This window comes from Salipiger pallidus (assembly GCF_014643635.1).
Classification (GTDB): domain Bacteria; phylum Pseudomonadota; class Alphaproteobacteria; order Rhodobacterales; family Rhodobacteraceae; genus Salipiger; species Salipiger pallidus.
Genome location: NZ_BMJV01000011.1, coordinates 54,884 through 80,698, shown reverse-complemented (window position 1 = coordinate 80,698; position 25,815 = coordinate 54,884). Strand labels below are relative to the sequence as shown.

The 25,815-nt window shown below is 64.4% G+C and carries 24 protein-coding genes and 1 pseudogene; 14 read left to right on the top strand and 11 right to left on the bottom strand.

Annotated elements, in window-relative coordinates:
* Positions 1-9: 9 nt before the first annotated feature.
* The 5 genes from IEX41_RS19660 to IEX41_RS19640 are packed head-to-tail and all read right to left on the bottom strand — an operon-like array spanning position 10 to position 4,605.
* Entirely contained in the window at positions 10-717 is a 708-nt protein-coding gene (locus IEX41_RS19660) for an ABC transporter ATP-binding protein (RefSeq protein WP_188792032.1), read from the bottom strand.
* On the bottom strand, positions 707-1,432 hold the full coding sequence (locus IEX41_RS19655; RefSeq protein WP_188792031.1) for an ABC transporter ATP-binding protein: 726 nt from the start codon (positions 1,430-1,432) through the stop codon (positions 707-709). The genes IEX41_RS19660 and IEX41_RS19655 overlap by 11 nt, the downstream gene beginning before the upstream one ends.
* Positions 1,429-2,469, bottom strand: coding sequence for an ABC transporter permease subunit (locus IEX41_RS19650; RefSeq protein ID WP_188792030.1), 1,041 nt, complete (start codon positions 2,467-2,469; stop codon positions 1,429-1,431). Before IEX41_RS19650 ends, IEX41_RS19655 begins: the two co-directional genes overlap by 4 nt.
* A gap of 12 nt (positions 2,470-2,481) precedes the next feature.
* A complete protein-coding gene (locus IEX41_RS19645; protein WP_188792029.1) occupies positions 2,482-3,348 on the bottom strand; it encodes a branched-chain amino acid ABC transporter permease in 867 nt (288 codons plus the stop codon).
* Positions 3,349-3,369: 21 nt separating this feature from the next.
* The gene (locus IEX41_RS19640) at positions 3,370-4,605 is read right to left on the bottom strand and encodes a transporter substrate-binding protein (RefSeq protein ID WP_188792028.1); all 1,236 of its coding nucleotides are present in this window, start codon (positions 4,603-4,605) and stop codon (positions 3,370-3,372) included.
* A 325-nt stretch (positions 4,606-4,930) separates the two neighbouring features.
* On the opposite strand from IEX41_RS19640, the gene IEX41_RS19635 reads away from it, so the two are divergent.
* Positions 4,931-6,652, top strand: coding sequence for a nitrilase-related carbon-nitrogen hydrolase (locus IEX41_RS19635; protein WP_188792027.1), 1,722 nt, complete (start codon positions 4,931-4,933; stop codon positions 6,650-6,652).
* Between the two features lie 18 nt (positions 6,653-6,670).
* On the opposite strand, the gene IEX41_RS19630 is transcribed toward IEX41_RS19635, so the two are convergent.
* Positions 6,671-6,868 carry a hypothetical protein gene (locus tag IEX41_RS19630; protein WP_188792026.1) on the bottom strand — a complete coding sequence of 66 codons (198 nt, stop codon included), beginning with the start codon at positions 6,866-6,868 and terminating at the stop codon, positions 6,671-6,673.
* 274 nt (positions 6,869-7,142) lie between these two features.
* Here IEX41_RS19630 and IEX41_RS19625 point away from each other — a divergent pair, with 274 nt between their 5' ends.
* The 4 genes and pseudogenes from IEX41_RS19625 to IEX41_RS19610 all read left to right on the top strand — a co-directional run bounded on the left by IEX41_RS19625 (position 7,143) and on the right by IEX41_RS19610 (position 10,415).
* On the top strand, positions 7,143-7,967 hold the full coding sequence (locus IEX41_RS19625) for an ATP-binding cassette domain-containing protein (protein WP_229673399.1): 825 nt from the start codon (positions 7,143-7,145) through the stop codon (positions 7,965-7,967).
* A 252-nt stretch (positions 7,968-8,219) separates the two neighbouring features.
* Positions 8,220-8,465 carry an acetate and sugar kinases/Hsc70/actin family protein gene (locus tag IEX41_RS19620; RefSeq protein WP_188792024.1) on the top strand — a complete coding sequence of 82 codons (246 nt, stop codon included), beginning with the start codon at positions 8,220-8,222 and terminating at the stop codon, positions 8,463-8,465.
* Positions 8,466-8,649: 184 nt separating this feature from the next.
* A pseudogene (locus tag IEX41_RS19615) lies at positions 8,650-9,036 on the top strand (ROK family protein); the annotation flags it as partial.
* A gap of 395 nt (positions 9,037-9,431) precedes the next feature.
* Positions 9,432-10,415 (top strand): type I glyceraldehyde-3-phosphate dehydrogenase, encoded by a 984-nt coding sequence (locus tag IEX41_RS19610; RefSeq protein WP_188792023.1) that lies wholly within the window; start codon positions 9,432-9,434, stop codon positions 10,413-10,415.
* Positions 10,416-10,586: 171 nt separating this feature from the next.
* On the opposite strand, the gene IEX41_RS19605 is transcribed toward IEX41_RS19610, so the two are convergent.
* The gene (locus IEX41_RS19605) at positions 10,587-11,738 is read right to left on the bottom strand and encodes an MFS transporter (protein WP_188792022.1); all 1,152 of its coding nucleotides are present in this window, start codon (positions 11,736-11,738) and stop codon (positions 10,587-10,589) included.
* Positions 11,739-11,900: 162 nt separating this feature from the next.
* On the opposite strand from IEX41_RS19605, the gene IEX41_RS19600 reads away from it, so the two are divergent.
* The 4 genes from IEX41_RS19600 to IEX41_RS19585 all read left to right on the top strand — a co-directional run bounded on the left by IEX41_RS19600 (position 11,901) and on the right by IEX41_RS19585 (position 14,980).
* On the top strand, positions 11,901-12,347 hold the full coding sequence (locus IEX41_RS19600) for a MaoC family dehydratase (protein ID WP_188792021.1): 447 nt from the start codon (positions 11,901-11,903) through the stop codon (positions 12,345-12,347).
* Positions 12,348-12,412: 65 nt separating this feature from the next.
* A complete protein-coding gene (locus IEX41_RS19595; RefSeq protein WP_188792020.1) occupies positions 12,413-12,760 on the top strand; it encodes a hypothetical protein in 348 nt (115 codons plus the stop codon).
* An 83-nt stretch (positions 12,761-12,843) separates the two neighbouring features.
* Complete coding sequence (locus IEX41_RS19590) at positions 12,844-14,193, top strand: PepSY-associated TM helix domain-containing protein (RefSeq protein WP_188792019.1); 1,350 nt, start codon at positions 12,844-12,846, stop codon at positions 14,191-14,193.
* A gap of 514 nt (positions 14,194-14,707) precedes the next feature.
* The gene (locus IEX41_RS19585; RefSeq protein WP_188792018.1) at positions 14,708-14,980 is read left to right on the top strand and encodes a hypothetical protein; all 273 of its coding nucleotides are present in this window, start codon (positions 14,708-14,710) and stop codon (positions 14,978-14,980) included.
* A gap of 183 nt (positions 14,981-15,163) precedes the next feature.
* On the opposite strand, the gene IEX41_RS19580 is transcribed toward IEX41_RS19585, so the two are convergent.
* From IEX41_RS19580 to IEX41_RS19570, 3 genes are all read right to left on the bottom strand, one after another.
* A complete protein-coding gene (locus IEX41_RS19580) occupies positions 15,164-15,943 on the bottom strand; it encodes an ATP-binding cassette domain-containing protein (RefSeq protein WP_188792017.1) in 780 nt (259 codons plus the stop codon).
* Positions 15,940-17,010 carry an ABC transporter permease gene (locus tag IEX41_RS19575; RefSeq protein ID WP_188792016.1) on the bottom strand — a complete coding sequence of 357 codons (1,071 nt, stop codon included), beginning with the start codon at positions 17,008-17,010 and terminating at the stop codon, positions 15,940-15,942. Before IEX41_RS19575 ends, IEX41_RS19580 begins: the two co-directional genes overlap by 4 nt.
* 92 nt (positions 17,011-17,102) lie before the next feature.
* Positions 17,103-18,119, bottom strand: a complete 1,017-nt coding sequence (locus IEX41_RS19570) for a sugar ABC transporter substrate-binding protein (protein ID WP_188792015.1) — start codon at positions 18,117-18,119, stop codon at positions 17,103-17,105.
* 170 nt (positions 18,120-18,289) lie between these two features.
* Here IEX41_RS19570 and IEX41_RS19565 point away from each other — a divergent pair, with 170 nt between their 5' ends.
* From IEX41_RS19565 to IEX41_RS19550, 4 genes are all read left to right on the top strand, one after another.
* Positions 18,290-19,462: an ROK family transcriptional regulator gene (locus tag IEX41_RS19565; protein WP_188792014.1), complete on the top strand. Its 1,173-nt coding sequence runs from the start codon at positions 18,290-18,292 to the stop codon at positions 19,460-19,462.
* Between the two features lie 271 nt (positions 19,463-19,733).
* On the top strand, positions 19,734-20,951 hold the full coding sequence (locus tag IEX41_RS19560) for an AAA family ATPase (protein ID WP_188792013.1): 1,218 nt from the start codon (positions 19,734-19,736) through the stop codon (positions 20,949-20,951).
* Positions 20,951-21,916 (top strand): ParB/RepB/Spo0J family partition protein, encoded by a 966-nt coding sequence (locus IEX41_RS19555; protein WP_188792012.1) that lies wholly within the window; start codon positions 20,951-20,953, stop codon positions 21,914-21,916. Before IEX41_RS19560 ends, IEX41_RS19555 begins: the two co-directional genes overlap by 1 nt.
* Before the next feature lie 215 nt (positions 21,917-22,131).
* Complete coding sequence (locus IEX41_RS19550; protein WP_188792011.1) at positions 22,132-23,280, top strand: helix-turn-helix domain-containing protein; 1,149 nt, start codon at positions 22,132-22,134, stop codon at positions 23,278-23,280.
* 105 nt (positions 23,281-23,385) lie between these two features.
* Here the strand turns inward: IEX41_RS19550 and IEX41_RS19545 are convergent, their stop codons facing one another.
* Positions 23,386-24,411 carry a GlxA family transcriptional regulator gene (locus tag IEX41_RS19545; protein WP_188792010.1) on the bottom strand — a complete coding sequence of 342 codons (1,026 nt, stop codon included), beginning with the start codon at positions 24,409-24,411 and terminating at the stop codon, positions 23,386-23,388.
* A 140-nt stretch (positions 24,412-24,551) separates the two neighbouring features.
* Between IEX41_RS19545 and IEX41_RS19540 the strand changes: the two genes are divergently transcribed.
* Positions 24,552-25,805 carry a sarcosine oxidase subunit beta family protein gene (locus IEX41_RS19540; protein WP_188792009.1) on the top strand — a complete coding sequence of 418 codons (1,254 nt, stop codon included), beginning with the start codon at positions 24,552-24,554 and terminating at the stop codon, positions 25,803-25,805.
* Positions 25,806-25,815: the final 10 nt, after the last annotated feature.

Below are 25,815 nucleotides of genomic sequence, written 5' to 3'. Positions count from 1 at the left end.
CCCCCGGGGTCAGGCGGTGAAGCCCATGAAGGCGCTGACCGCGCCGGCGTCGGTGAGTTCGGCCTTGGGAATCTCGCGGTCGAGCACGCCGTTCGAGATCGCGTAGACCCGGTCCGACAGCCCGGTGATGAAGTCGAGGTTCTGTTCGACCAGCACGATGGTGATGTCGATCTTCTTGGTCAGGGCGGCCAGCGTGTCCGAGATCTCGTCGATGATCGACGGCTGGATGCCCTCGGTCGGCTCGTCGAGCAGCATCAGGCGCGGATGCCGCGCAAGGCAGCGGGCCAGCGCCAGAAGCTGCTGTTCCCCGCCCGAGAGCGCCCCGCCGCGACGGTCGAGCAGCCGCTTGAGGCGCGGGAAGAGGTCCAGCATCTCGTCGACGGTGCGCGCGACCTCCGCCTTGCCGCCGGGGATGGCGACTTCGAGGTTTTCCTTCACCGACAGGTTCGGAAAGATCTGCCGGCCCTGCGGCACCAGCCCGATGCCCATCCTGGCCCGCGCATTGACGGCGGTGCCGAGGATCGACTGGCCGTCGAAACTGATCTCGCCCCCCGTCACCTTCACGTAGCCCATGATGGACCGCATCAGCGTGGTCTTGCCCATGCCGTTGTGGCCAAGGATGCCCACGACCTCCCCCGGCATGGCGTGGAAATCGACGCGGTGCAGCGCCGGAACGAGCCCGTAGGCGGCCGAAAGTCCCTTTACGTCAAGCAGCATTGGCCTGTTTCCCCAGATAGATTTCCTGGACTTCGCGGTCCTGCATGATGTCGTCGATCATCGCCTCGCGGAAGATAGCGCCTCGGTTGAAGACGGTGACGAACTTGGCGATCTGTCGAATGAAGGCCATGTCATGCTCGACCACCACCACCGCCGCCGAGCGCGCCGATTCCAGTACAAGCTGCGCCAGGCGGTCGCGCTCATCGCCGGTCATCCCGGCGGCGGGTTCATCCAGAAGGATCAGCTTAGGCTCGCCCGCCAGCACCATGGCCAGCTCGACCAGCTGACGCTGACCGTGGGACAGCAGACCGACCTCGCGCTTGGCAAGATGGGTGATGCCGCACCGCTCAAGCGTCTTCATCGTCAGCTCTTTCGCCATGGGCTTCAGGTGCTTGCGGCGGGCCGAGAGACGCACGTTCTCGTAGGCGGTGATGCCGTCGAAGACGTTGGGCACCTGCGTCTTGATGCCGACGCCCTTCTTGACGATGTCGTGGGTGAGGGCGCCGGTGATGTCCTGCCCCGAGAAGGTCACCTTGCCCTCGGTCGGGGTCAGCTGGCCGGTGAGGCACTTGAAGAAGGTGGACTTGCCTGCCCCGTTCGGCCCCAGCAGGCATCGCAGTTCACCGTCGCGCAGGTTGAAGTCCACGTTGTCCACCGCCGTGACCCCGCCGAAGCGCATGGTCAGACCGCAGGTGCTCAGGATGTGCTCGCTCATTCCTTCACCGCCTTTCCGGGCATGGCAGAGCCATGGTTGCGTTTCCACAGGATGTATCCGCCCAGCAGCAGCGACTGGGTGGTCGGCACGATGCCCTTGGGCAGTGCGAGGACGAGGACCATCATAATCGCGCCGAGCACCGCGATGGAGTTCACCACGTCCACGGTCCCCAGCTGCAGCGTCAGCCATTGCAGCAGGATGCAGCCGATAATCGGACCGACGAGGGTGCCGACACCGCCCGCCATGACCCAGACGAGGGCCTTTGCCGACATCTCCATGGACACCGAGTTGGGGTCGATGAAGGCCTGATAGGTGGCCCACATGGCCCCTGCGACACCGGCAATGCCGCCGCCGATGGCGAAGACGATGACCTTCTGCTTGCGAACATCGTAGCCCAGCAGTGAGGCGCGGGTTTCGTTCTCGCGGATGCCGACCGACACACGGCCGAAGTCGGACGCGATGAGGAAGCGCAGCGCCACGTAGACGACGATCAGGAAGCCCATGAAGACCTGGAACATCTGGCCGGGGTCAAGCCACGCGCCGGGATCTCCGGGAATGTGCAGCGTCGGGATCGAAGGGATGCCGTTGAAGCCGCCGAGGCGCGCTTCGCCAATGGCATACTCCGGACCGGCGGTGTGGTTGATGAGCTTCCAAAAGATCAGCGCCACCACCAGCGTCACCACGCCGAGATAGACGTCCGACAGCCGCCCGTAGAACATGAAGTAGCCAAGCGCCGCGCCGAAGATCGTCGGGATGATGAAGGCAAGCACCATCGGGATGGTGGTGCTGCCCATGTTGATCGAGGCCACCGCGAAGGTGTAGGCGCCAAGGCCGAAGAACGCCGCCTGGCCAAAGCTCAGTATGCCGCCGAAGCCCCAGATGTAGCCCAGGGACAGGGCGAAGACCGAGAGTACGACGTACTGGGTGATCTGCATGATGGTAAAGAGATCCAGCATCACCGGGGCGATGAACATCACGGCAAGGCCGATCGCCACCATGACGTAGAAGCCGGGATCTCGGGTAACGGGTTTTTCCATGTGTCCCAGTCCTTACAAGGATTTCTTGAAGATGCGGCCGGTGATGCCCTGCGGCAGCAGCCGCAGCAGCACGAGGGCGGCCAGCAGCAGCGCGGCATCGCCGTAGACCGGGCCGGTGAGGAAGGTCATGCCCTGGCTGATCGAGCCGAGTAGCCCGGCGGCGCTCAGCGTGCCGGTGATGACCGAGGCACCCCCGGTGATGACGGTGATGAAGCTCTGCGCGATGAAGTTGACGCCCATGGTCGGCACCACGCCGGTCATCGGGGCCAGCAGCGCGCCGGCAAAGCCGGTGACGGCAGAGCCGATGCCGAAGGTCGCCATGTAAACCCAGCGCGTCGGGATGCCCAAGGCTTCGGACATGTCAGGGTTCTGCATGGTGGCGCGGGCGATCAGCCCCGCCTTGGTGAACTTGAGAACCGCCCAGATCGCCAGCAGAAGGAAGATCGCCGCGAAGATCAGGACGAAGTTGTAGCGCGGGACCTGGTAGTCACCGATGCTCATGCCGCCAAGTGGTGTCGCCACCCCGGTGACCGAATTGCCGAAGATCATCGTCACGCCGCCGATCATCAGCATCGACAGCCCCCATGTCGCGAGCAGGCTGTCAAGGATCCGCCCATAGAGCCTCTGGATCACCAGCCGCTCGACGAGCACCCCGAAAATCCCCACCACGAGGGGGGCGAGGACGAGCATGGCAAACCACTCGTTAACGCCGTTTCCTGTCGAGATCACCACCGTGTACCCGCCCAGCATCAGGAATTCCCCGTGGGCGAAGTTGATGATCCGCATCATGCCGAAGATGATGGCGAGGCCAGAGGCAAGAAGCACCAGCCATGCGACGGCCCGCACCATCTCCAGCGCGATTACGAGTGTATAGTCCATGCTCGTCTCCTGCTTTTCAGATCAGAGGCTGATCTCGAAGTGCTCGTTCGAGTCCGGGTTCTCGATGAGATCGCAGACCATCTGGGTGTCGGTCGGCGGGCTGTCAGGGTAATTTTCCTTGATCTGGAACACCTGGTCCTGCAGCTCGGCGATATAGACGTCGCGGATGGCGTGATGGGTCTTGGGGTCGATCTTCACCGCTCCGGCGGGCATGTCGTAGGTCTTGCCCGACGTCAGCACCTCTAGAAGCGCATCACGCTCGGTGGTGCCCGCTTCGGCGACCGCGTCGGCCCACATCTTTACGCCCTCGTAGGTGACTTCCGAGATCTCGGACATCACCCAGTCCTTGTCCGGGTATTCCGCCGCCACCTTGTCGAGGAAGGCCTTGTTGGTCGGGTTGTCGATCTGTTCGAAGTACCCGAAGGACGAGATGATGCCGTTGCCTTCTTCGGGTGTCATGATGACCTGCTCGGTGCCGCCGGCGCCGAACACGGTGGACAGGACCGGGATCTGGTCCTTCATGCCGGCCGCCGCCCACTGGCGGTAGAAGCCGAGATGCGAGGTGCCCACGAGGGCCGACAGCACGAAGTCCGGATCAGCGCCCTGGATCTTCGAGATGGTCGAGCCGAACTGCGACACGTCGAGCGGGAAGAACTCGGTCTCGATGACCTCGCCGCCGTTCTCCTCGACGTAGCGCTTGACCCAGGCCGCAGTGATGTGGCCGTAGTTGTAGTCTGCGGCGACAGTATAGACCTTCTTGCCGTAGAGGTTCATGCCGTACGGGATCAGGCGCGCGACGGTCTGTGCCGGGGTGGTACCGAGGGTGATCTCGTTACGGTCGCAGACGCCGCCTTCGTACTGGGTGTTGTAGAAGTAGAAGGTGTCATAGCGGTGGAAGATCGGACGGATGGTCTCGCGGCTGGCAGAGGTGATGCCGCCCATGACCACGTCGACGCGGTCCTTCAGTGCCAGCTGCGTGGCGTACTGCGAATAGAGCGACATGTTCGACTGCGGATCGTAGATCACCGGCTCGACTTCGCGGCCCAGCAGGCCGCCGGCTTCGTTGATCTCCTTGATGGCCAGCTGGAAGACTTGGTTCATCGGAACGCCGGTTGAGTCGAGCGCGCCGGACAGGTCGTGAAGGCCGCCGATCTTGATGGTGTCGGATTGTGCCCGCGCGATGAGCGGCGAGGCGAGCGAGGCCGCACCCGCCATGCCAGTGGTGCGGAGGAAAGAACGTCTGCTGAGCTTGGTCATTATTGTCCCCTGTTGGTTTTGAACCTGAGCTGACGCTTCCCTATTTACTGGAAACGGCAAATATCTATCTGTCACGATAAGCGCCCCATGCGCGGAAACGATTAATTGTTGTGCGAAATTCCTGGTCTTCAGCGCATGAAATGAGCGGAACTGCGCTGGAAGGCTCTCGCAAAGCGGTATTTTACGGGAGATTCACTCGCCCCACCGCGATGGCGGCTGAGGTCGTGGCGGCGTCTGCGCCTTATAGTGAGAACTATCTTGATCTGAGATATTTTCCATTTCAATTATATTGAAGCATGTGAGACGCCCTCGAAGGAGCCACCAGATGACCTCTCCCGCCCCGTTCAAGACCGCGACGATCCAGTTCGAACCCACCATGTTCGAAAAGGAGCGGAACATCGCAACCCTGCTGGAGATGTGCGAAAGCGCCGCGCTGGATGGCGCTCGCCTGATCGTCACCCCCGAAATGGGCACCACCGGCTATTGCTGGTATGACCGCGCCGACGTCGCCCCGGAGGTCGAACCGATCCCCGGCCCCACCACAACGCGCTTCCACGAGATCGCCAGGCGGCACGATTGCTATATCGTCGTGGGTCTGCCCGAGATCGACGAGGTGACCGGGCTCTACTACAACAGCGCCGCGCTCATCGGGCCTGGCGGCATTGTCGGCAAACACCGCAAGTCACACCCCTATATTGCCGAGCCCAAATGGGCGGCGTCGGGCGACGAGGCGCACGCGGTGTTCGACACCCCCATCGGCCGCATCGCCATCGTCATCTGCATGGACCTGCACTTCTTCGAAACCGTGCGGCTGGAAACCCTGCAGGGCGCCGATGTGATCTGCCACATCTCGAACTGGCTGGCTGAACGCACCCCCGCCCCCTATTGGATCACCCGAGCGTGGGAGAATGGCTGCTACGTGGTCGAATCGAACCGTTGGGGGCTGGAACGGACGGTGCAGTTCTCGGGCGGAAGCTGCATCATCGGGCCCGATGGCGTCATCGAGGCCAGCGTGGACAGCGGCAATGCCATCGTTACCGGCTTGATCGACCCGGCGCGCGCCCGTAAGCGCGAGGTGCTGGGTGAGCCTGTTTTCGAAATGCGCCGCCCCGAGCTGTACAAGACGCTGATGACCAACAGCTTCACTTGGAACCCGCTCGAGTACCACCGTCTCTACGGCTACCAGCCGCTGCCCGAAGGCACGGCCTCGACGCTGGCAGTGGCGCAGTTCACGCCGGCGGACGATCCGGCCCGGAATCTGGCCATAATCGAGTCCCATGCCGCCGATGCTGCGGCGAGGGGCGCCTCCCTGCTGGTCCTACCCGAGCTTTGCCTGACAAAGACCCCCGAGCCGATCACCGGCGACACCGTCGATGGCTTCACCCGCATCGCCATGCGGCACCGTCTGCACATGGTCGCGGGCTTTGCCGAACGTGACGGTGAACTGGCCTACAACAGCGTGGTGCTGTCTGGTCCAGAGGGCCGCGTGGGCAGCTACCGCAAGATCCACCTGTCACTGGCAGACCGCACTTGGGCCACCGCAGGGGACCGGTGGGCGTGGTTCGATCTGCCGTTCGGGCGCGTCGGCCTGCTGACCGGCACCGATGCTCTGCTGCCCGAAGCGGCACGGGTGCTGGGCCTTGAAGGCTGCGACATCATCGCCTGCCCCGCCGCACTCCCGCAGGGGTTCACCGGCGCGCACGAGGGCACCGCAATTCCGCACAACTTTCCGATCCCCAAGGGCGCGGACCCGTTCCACTGGCATGCCTTCCGCACCCGCAGCGGCGAGAACAACCTGCATTTCGCCTTTGCCAATGCCGGGGATCAGGGCCTGAGCGGCATCTTCGGTGCCGACACCTTCGCCTTTCCACGGCAGGAAAGTGCAATTCTCAACGCGCCGGGAATGGCCACGCTGGACATCGACCTTGGGAACCTCGGCGGGCCCTATCCAACCAATGTCACGCGCCGCAAGGATCTCATCACCATGCGGCTGCCACATCACTACACGCCTCTTGTGATCGAAGGCAGCCAGCTCTCGGCCGAATGACGGCGGACCGCACCAGCTTCAGAGCTCGATCTGAAGCTGGTCGCTGATGATGAGGCCGACGGCGCCCCGCGGGGTAACCTCCCGTTCATCTTTCCCAAGGCTGACGTGCAGTCCCTTCAGAAACGGCACCAGCCGCGACACTGGCGGCTTGAGCCACTCGCGCAGCTGAGCCCCACCGTAGCGGGACCCGGTGTAGATGATAAAATTGTCCAGCATTTCAAGGGTCTGCAGGACGGTCGACTTCGGGCCGACCCATCGCATTCCCGGGCCTATCGCCGGATGGCCGGGGGGGCCTGCGCTACATGGCCCTCTTGGGTGAAACCCCAGCCGGGATCGGGCGCAACGGGGGCGACACCCTTGGATCCATCGCCCGCTCCTTGGACGCGGTGCAGCACGACGCGCCACTTCTGGCCAAGGCGAGGACGGTTGGAAGTGACCCCGCTTCCTCAACGCCATCGAGCAAAGCGCCGCCACGGATTTTTCCTTGGACGTGCAGCGCCAAGGAGGAAACGTGGTATCGCTCAATATCGAAGCGGTGGGCAAGGACTATGGCCAAGGAAGCGCCATCGAGAACGTGTCAATCGGCGTAAAGGACGTGGAATTTCCCATCCTGGTCGGCCCCTCCGGTTGCGGCAAATCCACACTCCTGCGGATGAACGCGGGGTTTGAGGAGCTGACCGACGGCACGATGCACCTCGGGGACCGCGACGTGAGCCACATGGACCCACGCGACGGCGATGCGGCCATGGTGTTCCAAAGCCGCGCACTTTGTGCGCACATCACGGTCTACGATAACATCTCGCTCGCGCCGGGGCAGCGCAAGCCGCCGAATTCCGAGATACGGAGAAAGTGCTCGAGGCGGCGCCGTTCCTCGAATTCGAACCGCTGCTGGGTCGCAGGCCCGGCAGGCTGTCAGGCGGTCAGCGCCATCGTGCGCAACCCAGAAATTTACCCAATGGGCGAGCCGCTTTCCAACCACGAAGCCACGCTGCGGGTACAGATGCGCGCCGGGCCGAAGCTGCTGCGCCAACGGCTGAGAGCGACTATGTTCTACATCACCCACGATCAGCACGAGGCGATGTTCGGAGGCGATGTTCGTCGGGGACCGCGTCGCGGTGTTCGCGTCACCTTCGGTGGACCTGTCGAGCAACCTGCAGCAATGCGACGACCCGCATCAGCTCTACCTCTACCCGCGCCACACGTTCGTGCCAGGTTCATGGGCTCTTCGGCGATAAACTTCGCCTATGCCGACCTTTCCGCCACACCCCAAGGCCTGCGAGCCAGCTCGCGAAGACCGGCATCCCCTTCGATCTGACACCGGAAGCGCGTATGTTGACTGGCGTGCGCCCAGAGTTCATGGCCCTTTTCCCAGCAGGCGGAGCGACGTCGCAGTCCTTTGAGGCGAAAATCCTGATCTCGGAACTGGTCGGCCCGAAAGCCTGTCTCTACTTCGGCCTACTGCCCTGAGCTGGGGCGCGGCCTGATGACCTGCTCAATCACGGTGAGAAAGAGACCGGGAGCGGCGCGATGACCGTGCACTTTGACATCCCAAAGGTGCATTTTTTGGATGCAGATACCTCTGACCACATCTGCTGAGGCGATGTGCCCCGCGCAGGCACAGCTGCTCGGGGGGATCGACCTTGGCGGCACCAAGATCGAGGCAGCGCGCTCTTTGGGCGCAGGCGAACGGCTGGTCACCCGCCGCCTCGACACGCCGCACGGCAGCTATGAGCCGCTACTCGATGCCATTTCAGACCATGTGGGACGGCTGCGTGGACAGTCCTTCGCGGGCCTGCAAATCGCCATGGGCTGACCGGGGTTCTGCAACCGTGAGAGCGGCCTTTTCCACGCTGCCAACCTAGCCGCCTCTGGCAAGCTCCTCCCCCCGTGACCTTGCGGCGCGGGGCGGGATCTCAAGTGCTCTGCGCTGTCCGAGGCGAGTGGCGGCGCGGGCGACGGCTTTGCCAATGTCTTCGGACTGATCCACGGGACGGGGCGGGGCGTATTCTCTGCAATCACGGGGGCTACAGGGTCTCGCCGGCGAGATCGGGCACCTCCCCATCGGCGCGCCGCTGGCGGCAGGGCTTGGTCTGCCCAGGCGGCGCTGCGGCTGCGGGCTGACCGAATGTTTCGAGACGCTGGCGGCAGGTCCGGACCTCTTGGAGCTTGCGCTGCATCTGGCGGGCGGATTGCTCGACCCGAAGACCCCGGCGCAGCGCGATGGCAAATGGGGTCCCGGCCCTGCGCGCCCGATAGAGGCGTGGCTTGCCCTGCTTTGCCAGGCTTCTCTGGTGATCCAGCTGGTCCTTCACCCCGAATGCGTGGTGCTTGGCGGTGGGCTGTCACTGCTCCAGGGCATCGACACGCTGCTGGCAGAGACCTAAGGCGGCGCGCGCGGTACGGCGACGCCAGCGGCGTGCGCGCAGCGTCCGTGCGTGCGGCTTGGCTGCGCCCAGGCGCTGGCGCACGGACGCCTTCCGGAGCCGAGCGCACGGCCCGGGACCGGCCGTCGCCATGACGGATCTCACGCGCCGCTCGACCTCTGCTCAAGACCATCCCTGCCACTAGCAGGCGGCGTCCAGTGATCATTGACGCCCGATGCGAAGGGCGGTGGGCTTCCCTGCCTGACGGCGAAAGCTGCGGCACCACTTGGCTCAGAGGGCTCAGAGGGCTCAGAGGGCTCAGAGGAGCTTGCGGTTGTCGCTGTAGTAGGTGAACTGGGAACAGAGAAAGGTATCACCAAAAAGGAGATGCCCTGCCCACTGCACGAGGTTTCATGATGGCACGACCCGTCCGCATCTTCATCAACGGTTTCGGGCGCATCGGCCGCACAGTCTTTCGGCAGGTCATCGCCGGGGGCCGCGCGATCGAAATCGTCGGGATCAACGACGTGGCGCCACTTGAGACCTGCGCCTACCTTCTGCGCTACGACAGCGTCTTCGGTCCCTTCCCCGTCCCGGTAGAGACGGCGCCGGAGGCGCTGATCGTCGCGGGGCGCAGGATGCCGTTCCACGCGGTGTCCGACCTGCGGCAGTTGGCCCTCTCGGAGGTTGACATGGTGTTGGAATGCACGGGCCGCGCCGGCAGCCCTGACACGGCAAGAGCCGGGCTCGATGCCGGGGCGAGTCGGGTTTTGATCTCGGGGCCATCGAAAGCGGCCGACCTGACCTTCGTCATGGGCGCGTCGGACGCCCTTCCGGAGACGGCGGGCATCGTCTCGAACGCCTCATGCACCACCAACGCCATCGCGCCGCTTCTGCAGGCCATCGACGCACGCTGCGGCATCGCCCGCGCCCATGTCACCACGATCCACTGCGCCACCGCCAGCCAACCCACCACCGACCGGCCCGGCGAAACACCCGAGCGCAGCCGCGCCTCGCACGAATCTATCGTGCCCACCTCGACCAGTGCCGCCGCGCAGGTGCTGAACGTCCTGCCCGCGCTGAACGGTCGGCTGAGCATCGCAGCCGCGCGCATTCCGTCCATCTCGGTTTCTGCCGTAGATGCGGTGATACAGTGCGCCGCGCCTGCCAGTGATGTCGAGGCGCTGCTTGATGCGATCACCGACGGGCATATCATAGGTGGCAGCCATGATCCCTGTGTGTCCGTCGACTTCCGGGGCCGGACAGAAAGTCTCATCCTCGCCCGGACAGAAACGCAAAGGGTGGGCGACCAGCTCAGGATCTTCGGCTGGTACGACAACGAGGCGGGATTCTCGGCCAGGATGCTGGATATGGCCGAGCGTCTCGCTCAGACCACCTGAACGCAGTCATGTAGCTGCCTGAAGGGCCATGCAAAGCGGGCGCCGGGGTCAGGACTGACGCGTGACCATGAGCCTATGACCTGACCACAAGGCACATATCCCCGTTGTATTAGCGGCAAGCAGGGCAGCAGCAGCATAACCGCCTGTCGCGGTCCCGGTAGACGGTCGCGCCTAGTCCCGGCCGAGGCCCGGTGCCCGTAGCGATCCCGCCAGTACCGCAATGAGCGCCGCGCAGATCGCAACCACGAGGAATGCCACCCGGAGCGATGTGGCATGGGCGATGAAGCCGATGGCAGGCGGGCCGAGCAGCATCGCGCCATAGCCCAGCGTTGCCACCGAGGCGATGGCCTGCCCTGCCGGGATCTCGGGGTCGTTGGCGGCGCGGCTGAAGGCCATGGGCACCACCGCCGCAAGGCCGACCCCCACCAGCATGAAGCCCGCAAGCCCAACCCATGGCGCCGGGGTCAGGACGCACAAAAGGTAACCCGCCGCCGCCACGATACCGCCCGTCCGCGCCACCGTCACCGGCCCGAGCCGCTCGATCATCGGGCCCGCGCACAGGCGCATTGCAACCATGGTGACCGAGAATACGGCAAAGCCCAGCGTCGCGCGGCTCTCGTCGGCACCGAGCGCATCGCGCAGGAACACCGCGCTCCAGTCCGTCACCGCGCCCTCGCCGAGGCCCGAGCCAAGCGCCACGACCCCCACGGCGATCAGCGGCCCGCGCGGCAACGCGAACACCGCTCCCGTCCGCACGCTGCGACGGATCACCGAAGACCACCGCAGCGCAAGGAACGGACCGAACACTGCTCCGGTCACCAGCGCCGCGAGGGTGAAGTGCAGCGCTACGCCGGTTTCTGTCGACGTGGCGAGGTAGCCTCCGGCAGCGCCAAGCCCGGCGCCAAGGCTCCACATGGCGTGGAAGGATGACATGACCGGGCGGGCCATGTGGCGTTCGACCTCGCTGGCCCAGCTGTTCATTGTGACATCCATGGCCCCATGGCACATCCCGAAGAACAGCAGCGCGCCCGCCATAAGCGCGGTCGTCCCGGAAAGCCCAACCAGCACGATGGACAGCAGGCAGGCCGCTGCGATCCATCGCGCGACCCGCACCGCGCCGAAGTGGTCCGACAGCCGTCCCGCTACCGGGAAGGACACCAACGCCCCCACCCCCATGAACAGCAACAGCACGCCAAGCGCGCTCTCACTGAGCTCGAGGTCCGAGACCACCGCCGGAATCCGCGAGGCCCAGCAGCCCAGAAGGATTCCGTTCAGGGCGAAGGCGGCGGCAACGGCGCGCCACGGGGTGATGATGGCCGGCATGTCTGCTCCCTTGATGGTGCTAACGGGATGGAGGGAATGACGCGATGTTTGTGCGCAAACGGTACGAATGACAAGGATCGCTGCGTCACGAAGGCCGCGGCTGCCTTGACGCCCCTGCCCTGCCGGGGGACGGTCTGCCGCGACGCAGGAAAGGGCAGGCGGATGAAAGAGTTATATGTCGAGGATCTGAAGGTCGGGCAGGTGTTCCGCACGGGCACCAAGCTGGTGGATGCGGACGAAGTCCGCGCCTTTGCCGCCGATTTCGACCCGCAGCCCTTCCACCTTGACGAAGAAGCCGGGCGGAGCAGCATCTTCGGACGCATGGCCGCGAGCGGCTGGCACACCGCCGCCATGACCATGCGGCTTTACGTGGATAGTCCCTTCCGCCCCACAGGCGGCAGCATCGGGGCCGGCATGGACGAGCTGAAATGGCCCCGCCCGGTCTACCCCGGCGACACCCTGCGTGCCGAGATCGAGATCCTGTCCGCCCGCGTCTCGCAAAGCAAGCCGGATCGGGGCATCGTGCGCATCCGCTGCGTGACGTACAATCAGGAGGATGCGCCGGTGCAGGTCTATGTCTCGACCGTGGTGATGGCGGCGCGGGGCTGATCCGCCTTGCCTGTGGCCATGCGCCCCACTTCCCTCGCGGGCGCAGCCGTGGCATCAGCTCAAGGATGATCACGCAGCTTCCATCCCTACCGGCGATCCTGCTCGGCCTCTTCATGGCCGTGACCGGAATGACGTCAGCTGCGATGATGGCTCCGGACCGGGGCAGCGCCGAGCGCGAAGCCTTCACGCTAAGCTACGGCCACGGGGTTCACGACCTGTGCACCGGCGAGGCATCGCATGACCACCGCTGCCCGTTCTGTCATGGTCTGCCCGAGGCCCCTGCCCTGCGGCCCGGACACTCCGTTTTCCTGTACGTGCCGCATGATGACTGGCGGCAGGGCCGCTCGCTGCACCGGGCGGCGCAGGCGCGCAACATCAACCATTCGACGCGGGCGCCACCGGAACAGGCCTGATCCAACCTGTCTTCCTTTTTCCCCGCCTTCGAGGCCGCCCTGCAATACCCGCCTCCCACAGGCGGGCCAATCGGAATGGTATCATGACCGACCTAACCCAACGTGCGGCAAGCGCCGCGCTGTACCGCGCCGTGTGGCGCTGGCATTTCATCGCAGGGCTGCTTGTCCTGCCCTTCATGCTGATCCTCGCCATCACCGGCGGCATCTACATCTTCAAGGACGAGATCAACGACGCGGCCCACGCGCCCCTGCGCTTCGTCGAAGCGGGAGAGACAGCGCTCGCCCCCTCGCAGATAACTGCTGCAGCGCTTGACGCCCATCCCGGCACCCTCCGGGCCTACACCCCTGCCCAGACGCCGGACCGTAGCGCCGAGGTGGACATCACCGGCGCAGACGGTCTGCGCGACACCGTCTATGTCGATCCCTACACCGGAAACGTGCTTGGCACGCTGTGGGATGGCGGCGCCGCCGGCAGCCCGGCCATGTTCGTGGTGCGCAAGCTGCATTCGCTGGAATATGTCGGCTGGCTCGGCAACCGGCTGATCGAACTGGCGGCAGGCTGGATGGTCCTTCTGGTGGGGACCGGTCTCTACCTGTGGATGCCGCGTGGCCGCAATGTCGGCACGGTGCGCATCAAGGCTGCCCGGGGCCGGCCCTGGTGGCGCGATCTGCACGCGGTGACAGGCCTCTATACAGCAGGGTTCATCGTGTTCCTCGCCATGACCGGCCTGCCGTGGTCCGGCGTCTGGGGGGCCAAATTCTACGATACCGCCTATGCAATTGGGCTGGGCATGCCCGATGGCTACTGGTCGAAGATCCCGGTGTCGACCGAACCCGTGGGCGACGCGGTGGACCGCGCGCCGTGGATCATGGAGCAGCAGCCCGTGCCGCTCTCCACGGCCGCCGAAGGGGTGCCGCAAGGCCTTGATACCGTGGTCTCCACTGTCGAGAGGCTGGGCCTCGTGCCGGGCTACAGCGTTTCCATGCCCAAAGGTGCCACCGGCGTCTTCACCGCCTCGGTCTACCCGGACGACATCACGGACGAGCGGGTGATCCACCTTGATCAGTACAGCGGCGAGGTGCTTTACGACGCTGGCTTCGAGGATCTAGGCACGCTGGGCCGCTGGGCCGAATGGGGTGTAAGCGTCCACATGGGACAGGAGTTCGGGCTGGTGAACCAAATCGTGCTGCTGCTGACCTGCCTTGCCATGGTGGCCATGTGCGTGTCCGCCGCCACCATGTGGTGGAAGCGCCGCCCCTCGGGCCGCATCGGCGTGCCGCAGGTCCCGGCGGACTGGCGCATCCCGCGCGGGCTGCTGGTAATGGCGGTGATCGCGGGCGTCTTCTTCCCACTGGTGGGGGTGTCGATGCTGGTGCTTGCAGTCGTCGAGATCATCGTCTGGCTGCTGCGCCGCCAGCGCCAGATCGCCTGATCACCCCGTCTCGGCCGGCGCGGCGTTGCACCTGCAGCGCCGGCCTTTGCAGACTGGCCGCACTGGCGCTCGGGCCGCACGATCCTGCTGGGCCCAAAGCCGCCACGCGTCTGATCTTCTGTCCCACATCCCGGACGCTCTTGCGTTCTGGCCCTGTTTTCATGCCTCGCCGCACGGCGCCCGCACCCACCAGAACTCGAAGATCATGTCCATTAATCCAACCAGCTTTGCGTGCCCGCCTTTTCCAGGCGCTGAGGCCGCGATCGTTGCTCAGGCTGATACCGGGAGGCGCTTGGACCGCGCGAGATGTCCCCGGCGGCCGATACCATCCGGATGGGCTTCCGCAAGTTTACACCGGGGTCGTTGCGCGAACAGAAGGGCCTGTCGCTGGCGGGGTTGTACCAGAACGGCTTGCACACCGCCTTCCGTCTGCCCACGCGGCAATATCTGGCACGCTAGATTTCAGTGGTGGTGATCACAGGGCTGCCCGTGGACGGGTCGCCAACCACCGGGCGTGCGAAGCAACGACCTGACCGACCGCGAGGACAACGGCATCGCGATCTACGCCCACCCTCCCAAGCAAGACCGGAGTTGGCGGGATGGCGAGGTGCATAATGGCGCCGAACCGCTGGACGTGGACGAGATCATGGGCTCGCCCGACCTGCCGCTGCCGGTCCGGACCGGTGCGCCGCAGGCCACCTCAAGGTCGGGGATCCCCACCCGCGACGGGCGCTGTTCTTGTCCAGCGGGGGCTGCAACCACCACATTGAGATCAGCGAGCAGGTGAGCGTCGGGGCCGGACCCCGGCGCGAGCGTGAGACGGGCCTCGATTTCGCGGCGCAGGAGCCGAGCGTTCCCGGCACGCGGCACCTCCACGATGATGGCTCGGGCACCACCATCCGCATCCGCTGAAACCACATGCGCCGCCCGGGGGACGGGCGGCGCAGTCAGGCGTTGGGGACGTCCGGCCTCAGGCGGGTTCCGCCACCGCGTCTGGCACTGCGGCGCCGGTCATGTAGGCCACCGCATCCGACATGGAATGTTCCTTCGGATCAATCACGCAGAGGCGCTTGCCAAGGCGATGCACGTGCACCCGGTCGGCCACCTCGAACACATGCGGCATGTTGTGCGAGATGAGGATAATCGGGATCCCGCGCGACCGCACCTCCTGGATGAGGTCGAGCACGCGGCGGCTTTCCTTGACGCCGAGGGCCGCCGTCGGCTCATCAAGGATCACCACGCGCGATCCGAAGGCCGCCGCCCGGGCCACCGCGACCCCCTGCCGCTGGCCGCCCGACAAGGTCTCTACCGGCTGATTGATGTTCTGGATGGTCATCAGGCCGAGGTCCGCCAACTTCTGGCGCGAGAACTCCTCCATCTTGCGCCGGTCGAGGCGGCGGAAGACCTGCCCCATCACGCCGGGCATCCGCAGCTCGCGCCCCATGAACATGTTGTCGGCGATGGACAGCGCCGGCGACATGGCAAGGGTCTGATAGACCGTCTCGATGCCCTCGGCGCGGGCGTCGTTGGGGGAGGTAAAACGCACCGGGCTGCCCTCAAGTTTGATCTCACCCTCGTCGGGCTGGATCGCGCCCGACAGCGCCTTGATGAGGGTCGACTTGCCCGCGCCGTTGTCACCGATCACGGCAAGGATCTCGCCGGGCATGAGGTCGAAATCGCAATGGTCGAGCGCGGTCACCTTGCCGTAGCGCTTGACGAGTCCGCGGGCTTCGAGAACGGGCCGGGTCATGCTGTCACCTTCCTGATCCACTGGTCGATAGTCACGGCGGCGATGATGAGCACACCGATGAGAAGATAGGTCCACTGCGGGTCCGCCCCGGCCATGCGCAGGCCCAGTTCGAACACACCCACGATGAGCGCCCCGAAGAAGGCCCCGAGGATCGAGCCGCGCCCACCAAAGAGCGAGATGCCCCCGATCACCACCGCAGTGATTGCCTGGATGTTGCCGATGACGCCGGTGGTGGCCGAAGGCGACACCGATCCGAAGCGCCCGATCATCACCCAGCCCGCAAGACCGCAGATGAAGCCAACCAGCATGTAGACCGACATGATGGTGCGGTGACGGTCGACGCCCGCCAGTTGCGCGGCCTCGGGATCATCGCCCACGGCATAGACATGCCGGCCCCATGCGGTCGAGCGCAGCGCATAGGCCAGTACCAGCACGAGGACGAGCATCAGCAGCACCCCGAGGGTGAAGACCGCGCCGCCCACGTTTACCTTGGCCCCGAGGAACTGCAGGAACGGTGCCTGCGCCTCGATGTCCTGCGCGCGGATGGTCTCGTTGGCGGAATAAAGGTAGTTCACCGCCAGCACGATCTGCCACATGCCCAGCGTCACAATGAAGGGTGGCAGTTTCACGCGGCTGACCAGCCAGCCGTTGATCGCGCCGATGGCGGTGCCGCAGGCCAGCCCGATGGGCACGGCGAGGCCCGCTGGCACGCCGTAGCGGAAGGTCACCTGGCCCATCACCACCGAACAGAGCACCGCGATGGCCCCCACCGAGAGGTCAATCCCGGCGGTAAGGATGATAAGCGCCTGCGCCGCCGCAAGGACGCCGACGATCTGCACCTGCTGCAAAATCAGCGTCAGGGCGAAGGGCGAAAAGAACTTCGACCCGAGCACCAGCCCGAACACCACGCAGGCACTGACCAGAACGATCAGCGGCACGATGGCGGGGGTGCTGTGCAGCACGTCATGCAGACGCGCGACCGGCCCTTTCCCTCCTTGATCGAACTCTGCGAAGCGTTCTTCGCTACGGGTTCGGACAACGTCTTCGTAGTGATCCGAGCTGGCCATGCAATTGCCCTCCTGCCCGGGCCACCGCCCGGGCGCTTGCTGTCAGTTTGGCAGGGGTCGGCCCGCCCCGGCAGGGGACGGGCCCGCCGGGGTCAGCCCCAGCATTTCTCCAGACCCTCAGCGACGGAGATCGACTCCACCCCCTCGGCGGGCTGGTCCGTCACCAGCGCAACGCCGGTGTCAAAGAAGTTCTTGCCTTCGGTGGCCTGCGGCTTGGTGCCGTCCTTGGCGTAGGCGGCGATCGCCTCGATGCCCTTGGATGCCATGAGCAGCGGATACTGCTGCGAGGTTGCGCCGATCACGCCCGCCTCGATGTTCTCGACACCGGGGCAACCGCCGTCGACGGAGACGATCAGCACGTCGTTCTCGCGGCCGATGGCCTTCAGCGCCTCGTAGGCACCGGCTGCGGCGGGTTCGTTGATGGTGTAGACCACATTGACCATGGGATCCTGCGCCAGCAGGTTCTCCATCGCCTTGCGGCCACCCTCTTCGTTGCCTTGCGTCACGTCATGGCCGACGATGCGGCTGTCATCCTCATCGCCCCATTTGTTCGGGTCCGCGACGTCGATGCCGAAACCTTCCATGAAGCCCTGATCGCGCAAGACCCCCACGGTCGGCTGGCTCACGTCGAGGTCGAGGAAGGCGATGCGCGCATCCTCCGCCTCATCCCCGAGGCTGGCGGCGGCCCATTGGCCGATCAGCTCACCGGCACGATAGTTGTCGGTGGCAAAGGTCATGTCCGCCGCATCAATGGGATCGAGCGGGGTGTCGAGCGCGATCACCAGGATGCCCGCATCGCGCGCCTGCTGGATCGAGGGCACGATGGCCGACGTGCTGGAGGCAGTGATGAGGATGCCGTCGACGCCGTTGGCGATGCAGGTTTCCACCGCGGCCACTTGTGTTTCGTTGTCGCCGTCGACCTTGCCTGCGTAGGCGTTGACGGTCATGCCCAGCTCTTCGGCCATGGCAGAGGCGCCTTCGCGCATCTTCACGAAGAACGGGTTGGTGTCGGTCTTGGTGATGATGCAGGCGCTGGCGCCTTCCTGGGCCTGGGCGCCAAGGGCCGATGCCACCAGCGCGATGGCGCTGCAGGGCAGCAGTTTTTTCATTGGGATATCCTCCTCCCGCTATGTGAATGCGGCCCGGTGGGCCTCTCCGCTTCCTCTTGCGGATTGGCAGCGTTCATAGCGCCGCGACTCGCGCCGCGTCAATAAATAAATAAAGTTGATTTATTAACTCTGGAGAGTAGGCTTCGAGCATTACAGACGGAGACGGACCCATGGAGATCTGCGAGATCCGGACACTTGGCGGCGGTGCCAACCAGGTTGGTGTGCGCGCCTATAACGAGCGTCTGATCCTGTCGATGATCCAGCGCTACGGAGAGCTGCCGGGCCGCGACATCGCCGAGCTTACGGGACTGTCGGCGCAGACCGTGTCCAACATCCTGCGCGGGCTCGAGGCCGAGGAGTTCCTGCTGCGCCGCGATCCCCGCCGGGGCCGGGTCGGCAAACCGTCGGTGCCCATGGCGCTCAACCCCGACGCGGCGCTGTCCTTCGGGCTGAAACTGGGGCGACGGTCGGCTGACCTCGTTGTCATGAACCTGACCGGCGAGGTGCTAGGGAGCAGTCAGACGACCTTCCGCTATCCAATGCCGGACGAGGTCTTCGGCTATCTTCGGGACGGCATGGCGGATCTGTCGCGCGGCCTTACCCCCTACCAACGCGGTCGGCTGCGCGGCATCGGCATCGCTGCCCCGTCGGAAATCTGGAGCTGGACCGAGGTACTGGACGCGCCGCTGGATTTCACCGTCTGGGCAGACGTCGACGTCAAGGCCGAGGTGGCCAAGATATCCGACCTGCCGCTTTTCACTGAAAACGACGGCACGGCAGCCTGCCGCGCCGAACATGTGCTGGGGCGCGGCCGGGAGTTCAGTGATTACGCCTATTTCTTCATCGGCTCGTTCATCGGCGGCGGTGTCGTGCTGAACTCGGGCGTCACGGTGGGCGCACGAAACAACGCTGGCGCCTTCGGTTCGCTGCGCGTGCCGGCCCCCGGCGGCGGCGAGCTGCCGCTGATCGACGCAGCGTCGCTGCATCTGCTTGAGGCCGCGATCACCGCCGAGGGGCTGGATACCACCGCGCTCTGGACCCAGCCGCAGGACTGGACCGCCTTCGAGCCGTTCATTGAACCTTGGGTGATGCGCACCGGCGACGCGCTCGCCCATGCCATCCGGTCCATAGGCTCGGTCATGGATTTTGAGGCCGTGCTGATCGACGGCGCCATGCCCCCGCAGGTCCGCGACCGCGTGGTGGCCCGGACCCGCGAGGCCCTGTCGGTGCTGGACACTCGCGGCATGTTGCCCCCCCGTCCCGAAGCGGCGCAGGTGGGGGCCAATGCCCGAGCGCTCGGCGCCGCCTGCGCGCCGATCTACGCGCAGTATTTCTTCCAGTAACCCCCTGCCCTGCCGCGCTCTCGGATGGGGATTCGCGGTCCCTTAGGGGATTGACCGCCCAGCCTGTGGATAATTCATTACGGGCCGCATCCACGTTAGCCAGATGAAATAACCCCTTTAGGTAATTGAAATTAAACGGCATATTCGGGCTCCGTCAATCCATCACACAGCTACACTTCCACGCAGCCAACTGCACTTCATCAGCTTTCTGTAGACTTTCACGCGATTACTGATGTAATCATCTGGAAAAAAGAGCGAGTGGATTGAGCAGATGAGAGACCTTCTGGGCTCCGAGACCCTCGGAAGCTTCAGCGATGCGCTGGACGAGGCCCTGCGCCTGCAGGCCAGCAAACTTCATGCGCCGGATTCGCGCAAGTCCGACAAGGGGTTGCGTCGGTTCACCATCCGCGAGATGGCGGACATCGCCTTCCGCATGAACTACAATACCCTGCGGCATCATCTCAAGACCATCGAAGGTCTGCCCGAGGGCATCATGGAGCCCGGCAACCGGCGCACCTTCTCGCTCGAGGAAATTCACGAAATTCAGTCTGCCCTGTTCGAAGCAGGCAAGGTCCCCAACGATCTTTTCCCCGGAAAATTCGAAGGTGAAAGCACCTCCAAGCTGTTGGTATACAACCTCAAGGGTGGTGTGTCGAAGACCTCGACCGCGGCGAACCTGGCGCAGTTCCTTGCGCTGCGCGGCTTCAAGGTACTGCTGGTGGACCTCGACCCTCAGGCCAGCCTGTCGGACCTCTTCGACATCCAGGCCGACCTTGACGGTTTCCCGTCCATCTACGACGTGCTGCGCTACGAGGAACAGGCGGACGGGGAAACCCGCGTGCCCATCGCCGATGCGATCCAGGCCACCTACTTTCCCAACATCGACATCCTGCCCGGGTCGATCTCGCTCACCGAATTCGAGTACGAGACCGCCAGCGCCGCGGCCAAGGGCATCCCCTTCTACTCGCGCATCTCGGATGCGCTGAGTCTTGTCGAAGATGCCTATGACGTGGTGCTGTTCGACACCCCGCCGCACATGTCCTTCTGCGTGATCGCAGCGCTTTACGCGTCGAACTCCATGCTGATCCCCCTGTCAGCGGGGATGCTTGACGTGGTCAGCCTCGTGAAGTTTCTCGACCTCGCATCGAGCACGCTGGAAAGCATCGAAGGCGTCGATCCTGCCAAGCGTTTCGAGTTCGTGCGCATTCTGCTGACCCGCTATTCGCCCAACGATCCAGCTCAGCTGCAACTGAGCTCGTTCCTGCGCAACACGCTGGGGACGGCGATGCTGAACACCGACTTCCTCGCATCGACGGCCATCGCCGATGCGGGCAATACCATGAACCCGCTGCTCGAGGTAGACCCGTCGAGCTTTACCCGCAAGACCTACGACCGCATCCTCGAGAGTCTGCATGGCATCGCGCTGGAAATCGAGCGCGAGATCATGGTTGCACGCGGCCGTATCGGCAGCGGTGAGGAGACGTCCTGATGGCCCGTTCCGTATTCGGCCCGAACGCCGGCAACACCGACCCTGAAGTGCCTGAAGGCGATGAGCGCCCCGCGCGCAAGCCCCTTGCCCGGCGCAAGCCTATCATCAAGGGCGGCGCGGCCAGTGACAAGTACATCCGCGCCGCGACGCAAGGTGGAGCCGACCGCACGTATCAGGAAATCCCGGTCGACCAGGTGCGCGACAGCCGCATCCGTGATCGCATCGACCTGACCGAGGATCTTGACACGCTGGCGTCCAGCATTCGCGAGAACGGACAGCAGATCCCCATCCTCGTGCGCATCCTCCCCGAGGGCGAAGGCAGCTACGAGATCGTCGTGGGCCGCCGCCGCCTTGCCGCCATGCGCCGTCTTGGCGAGCCGCGGATCAAGGCCTTCGTCGCCCGCATGGATGACCGCGAGGCCTTTGTCGCGCAGGGAATCGAGAACTCGGCCCGGCTGGAAACCAGCTACATCGAACGGGCGCGCGCTGCGGCGCAGGGCCTTGATGCGGGGTATGAGCAGAAGGACATTGCCGAGTTCCTGAACGTGTCGCGCACGCTTATCAACTTCATGGTCAAGACCTACCAGTCCCTCGGCGAGGATCTGGTGGTGGCCATTGGCCCCGCCCGTGGGGTAGGCCGGCGCAACTGGGACCGGCTGATCGCGGCCATGGCGCAGAACGGTCTGTCGCCCCAAGACGCACTGCCGCTGGTTGACCTTGGCATGGAGGACAGCGTGGAGCGCTTTCAGGCCCTGCTGAAGGCCGTGGAAAGCGGGCGGATCAAACGCCCCTCCCCTGCCCCGCAGGCCGACCGGCGCGAGTATCTTGCGGGCGGCGTCACGACGCTGCGCAAACCCAAACAGATCACGATCAAGATGGGCAGATCCGCCCCTCCTGACCTGCTCGACCGCATCGACGACGCGGTCGCCGCACTGGTGGCAGAGTACGAGGCAGACCAAGACTGAGGCTCACGGTCACCTATAACCACTGTTTACCCCGGTAAACCGGGGAGGCAGATCCAATCCAGAGGCAGTCAACAAGGAGCACGAACGGCCGAGGGACCAAGGGGGACACAAGAAAAAGCCCCCGCCGAAAACAGAAGTTCCGGAGAGGGCTCGAAGGGTCTTGTAGCAAAGTCTTTCTAGCTTGACCGAGAATCGTTTTCAACACCGGACTTCCGGTGAACGATCTCTTTTTGCCGTGTGAAATCGATATGGAACACGCAATGTCCGCGGCTCAGCCGCTTGGGCAACCGGGTAAGCCGTGCCCGGGCCCTGCCCCGATCGACCGTTGGGAACTGTTGTCACTGGTGACAGCCTTGCGCAAACCACTTGGCCTTGCCGACCGCGACGTGATGGTCCTGCGCGCGCACCTGTCGGTCCTGCCCCACGGGCCGCTGGTACCCGGCGCGCTCAACATGTCTTTCATGCAACTGTCCGAGATTCAGGACCGTGCCTGTGGCATGGATGAACGGCGCTTTCGGCGCGGCGAAGTGCAGCTCGAGGCGCGCGGCCTCATCACCCGGCGCCTGAGTGCCAATGGCCGCCGCTTTCCCGAACGCGGTGCAGATGGTCGTATCATAGCCGCCTATGGCATCGACCTGTCGCCGGTCATTGCACGCCACCCGGAACTTTGCGCCCTGAAGGCGACGCTGGAGGATGAGGCGCGTGCGCTGAAACAGCGACATAACAGCCTCAGTGCTCGGCTCTCTAGCTTGCTGCGATGCCTTACCCCGTCTGATCGGCTGCTTGCGTTGAAGGACGCGCTGCGCAATGCGCTGCGGCGAAGCACTGTCACTGAAGAAGAACTCGATGCCTTCGAGACCGAGATTGCCTCCATGGAACGTTCCGATCCAGCGCCGGAACACACGACCGAGGTAGACCCGACGCCCCGCAAGCTGCGTCCTCAGCCGGACACTTACACCGACGATGCCGGTCAATCTGTCCGGCATATAGAGTCTGAACACAAAGATATAAATAAACACCCTGCACCAGCTTATTCTGGTCACTTCCGAAATGCCTGGTGTCAGACCACTTCGCTCAGTGAGTTCTACCCCAGCCCCCCATCGTCGGAACATGAGGCCAAGCGGAGTATCATTGAATTTTCTTCTTTCATTGGACTTGGACGAAACAGCGTAGAGGCAGCCCTGTCGATCGCAGGGCTGGAAAATACGATACGGCTGGTCGATTATCTCGCCCGGAAGGTCGATCAAATCTCAAAGCCTCAGGGGTATTTGAAATCGATGCTGGCCCGGTTGCTGAGAGGGGATAGTGTCGCTGGCGGAAGCGTTCATCTGTCAAGACCGGCCCATGTGCAGGCTTTAAGTTGAGCCCGGGGTAACGATAGCTGTACAGAATTTACCCCGGTAAACCGACCGCTGGCTGCGCTGACTTTACCGCGGTAAATCACATGTGGTGTCGCGGCAAAAACCGCGTCACCCATCAGGTGGTAGCAACACACCGACCGCATGATGCTCCGCGTCCTGTTCCGGCGTTGCGGCGCGATATTCCCTCGGTGACATCCCCCGTTCCGCTCGAAGCATACGCGCAAGATGGGTGCCGTCACAGAAGCCGCAAGCCTGGGCGATCTCGGTTACCGTCTGCCGTGTGCCACGAAGCCGCGCCTCGGCCCGGTCGAGACGCAGCCCAAGATAAGCCTTGTGCGGCGTCATTCGCAGATCCTTGAGGAAGTGCCGTTCAAGCGTCCGGCGACCAACGCCAAGCGCCTCGGCGATATCCTCCACCGGCAAAGGCAATTCGATGTTCTGCTGCATACGCAGGATGGCGCGTTTGACCAGTGGGTCCCGGGCGGGGGATCGGCTTTGCTGGCCCGGCTGGGGGCGTTCCGGTCCGTGGGCCTCATCGATCATCATGATGTTGAGGCTCTTGATCGCCGCCGATTGTCCCACGTGCCGTTGAACGAGGAACGCGGCCAGGTGCGCGGCACCGTGACCCCCGGAACAGGTCAGGCGGTCGCGGTCCACCACGAAGATCTGGTCGGACACCGGCACCTCGGTTTCGAAACGGTCGATGAAATCCTGGTGGTGGAACCAGCTCACGCAGCAGCGGTAGCCTTGCAGAAGGCCCGCGTCCTGCATCAGGAAAACACCGGTGCAGAGCCCAACGAGAGGCACGCCCCGCGCTGCCTCATCGGTGATAAATTGCATCAGGGTGTGGCTCAGCACCGCCTCGTCACTCATGATCCCACCGACCACGACGATGTAGTCGAACCGGCCCACGTCGCGCAGGCGGGTGTCAGGCTGGACACGCACGCCGCAGCTAGATCTCACCGCCGCCATGCTGTCCGAGATCACCGACCAGTCGCACAAGATAGGTCGCGACTGGTCCGCCTCGTCCGCCGCGAGGCGCAGAACGTCCACGAAATTGGCAAAGGCCGACAGGGTAAACCGGTCCGCCAATAGAAACCCGACTCGCAGGCGCTTTTGGGTCTGTGGTTTCATGGCGCAGGCTCCTCCGGTCAGGGGAAAATGGCGTGGCGCGATTCGTCCCGAAAGGTGACGCTATTATACCCTCGCCTGCTGTCATGGAAACGTAATGCTAGGCCTCAGATTCCCGCCGCCCTCACGCCCCGAGGTTCCCCATGACGCATTTCTCCGCCTTCTCCCTTCTCAAGAATGCCCTGACCGGACACAAGAACTGGACCGAGCAATGGCCCGATGCCCAGCCGAAGGCCGAGTACGATGTCATCATCGTCGGCGCCGGCGGTCACGGACTTGGCGCGGCCTATTACCTTGCCACCCAGCACGGCATCACCAACATCGCGGTGATCGACAAGGGCTGGCTTGGCGGCGGCAACACCGGGCGGAACACCACAATCATCCGGTCGAACTATCTCTACGACGAATCCGCGCGGCTGTTCGATCACTCGGTGGACCTGTGGCAAAACCTGTCACAGGAGCTGAACTACAACGTCATGTATTCGAACCGCGGCGTTCTAATGCTGGCGCACAACGTGCATGACGTCCAAAGCTTCAAGCGGCACGTCCATTCCAACCGGCTCAACGGTGTCGACAACCGGTGGCTGAGCACCGAAGAGTGCAAGGAATACTGCCCGCCGCTGAACATCTCGAAATCCTCGCGTTACCCGGTCATGGGCGGCGCGCTTCAGGAAAGGGCAGGGACCGCCCGTCATGATGCTGTGGCATGGGGCTATGCCCGCGGTGCGGCGGCGCGCGGTGTCGACGTCATCCAGAACTGCGCCGTCCAGGCGATCCGCCGCAATGACGACGGTTCCGTCGCTGGCGTGGACACCGACAAGGGGTTCATCAAGGCCAAGAAGGTGGCGGTCAGCGCATCGGGCCACAACTCCATGGTCATGGCCACCGCGGGTGTGCGGCTGCCGCTGGAATCCATGCCGCTGCAGGCGCTGGTATCCGAACCCGTAAAGCCGGTTTTCCCCTGCGTGGTCATGTCCAATGCCGTTCACGCCTATTGCTCGCAATCCGACAAGGGCGAGCTGGTGATCGGTTCGGGCACCGACCAGTACGTGTCCTACGGCCAGCGTGGCGGCCTGCCACTGATCGAGCACACCGTCTCGGCAATCTCCGAAGTGTTCCCGATCTTCAACCGCATGCGGATGCTGCGCAAATGGGCCGGGATCACCGACAACACGCCGGACCGCTCGCCGATCATCGGCAAGACCCCGGTGCCGAACCTCTACGTCAACTGCGGCTGGGGCACCGGCGGCTTCAAGGCGACGCCGGGCTCGGCCCATGTCTTTGCCTGGACCATTGCCAAGGACGAGCCGCACCCGATCAACGCTCCCTTCACGCTCGACCGGTTCCGCACGGGCCGTCTCATCGACGAAGCCGCCGCCGCCGCCGTCGCGCACTGAGGATATAGAC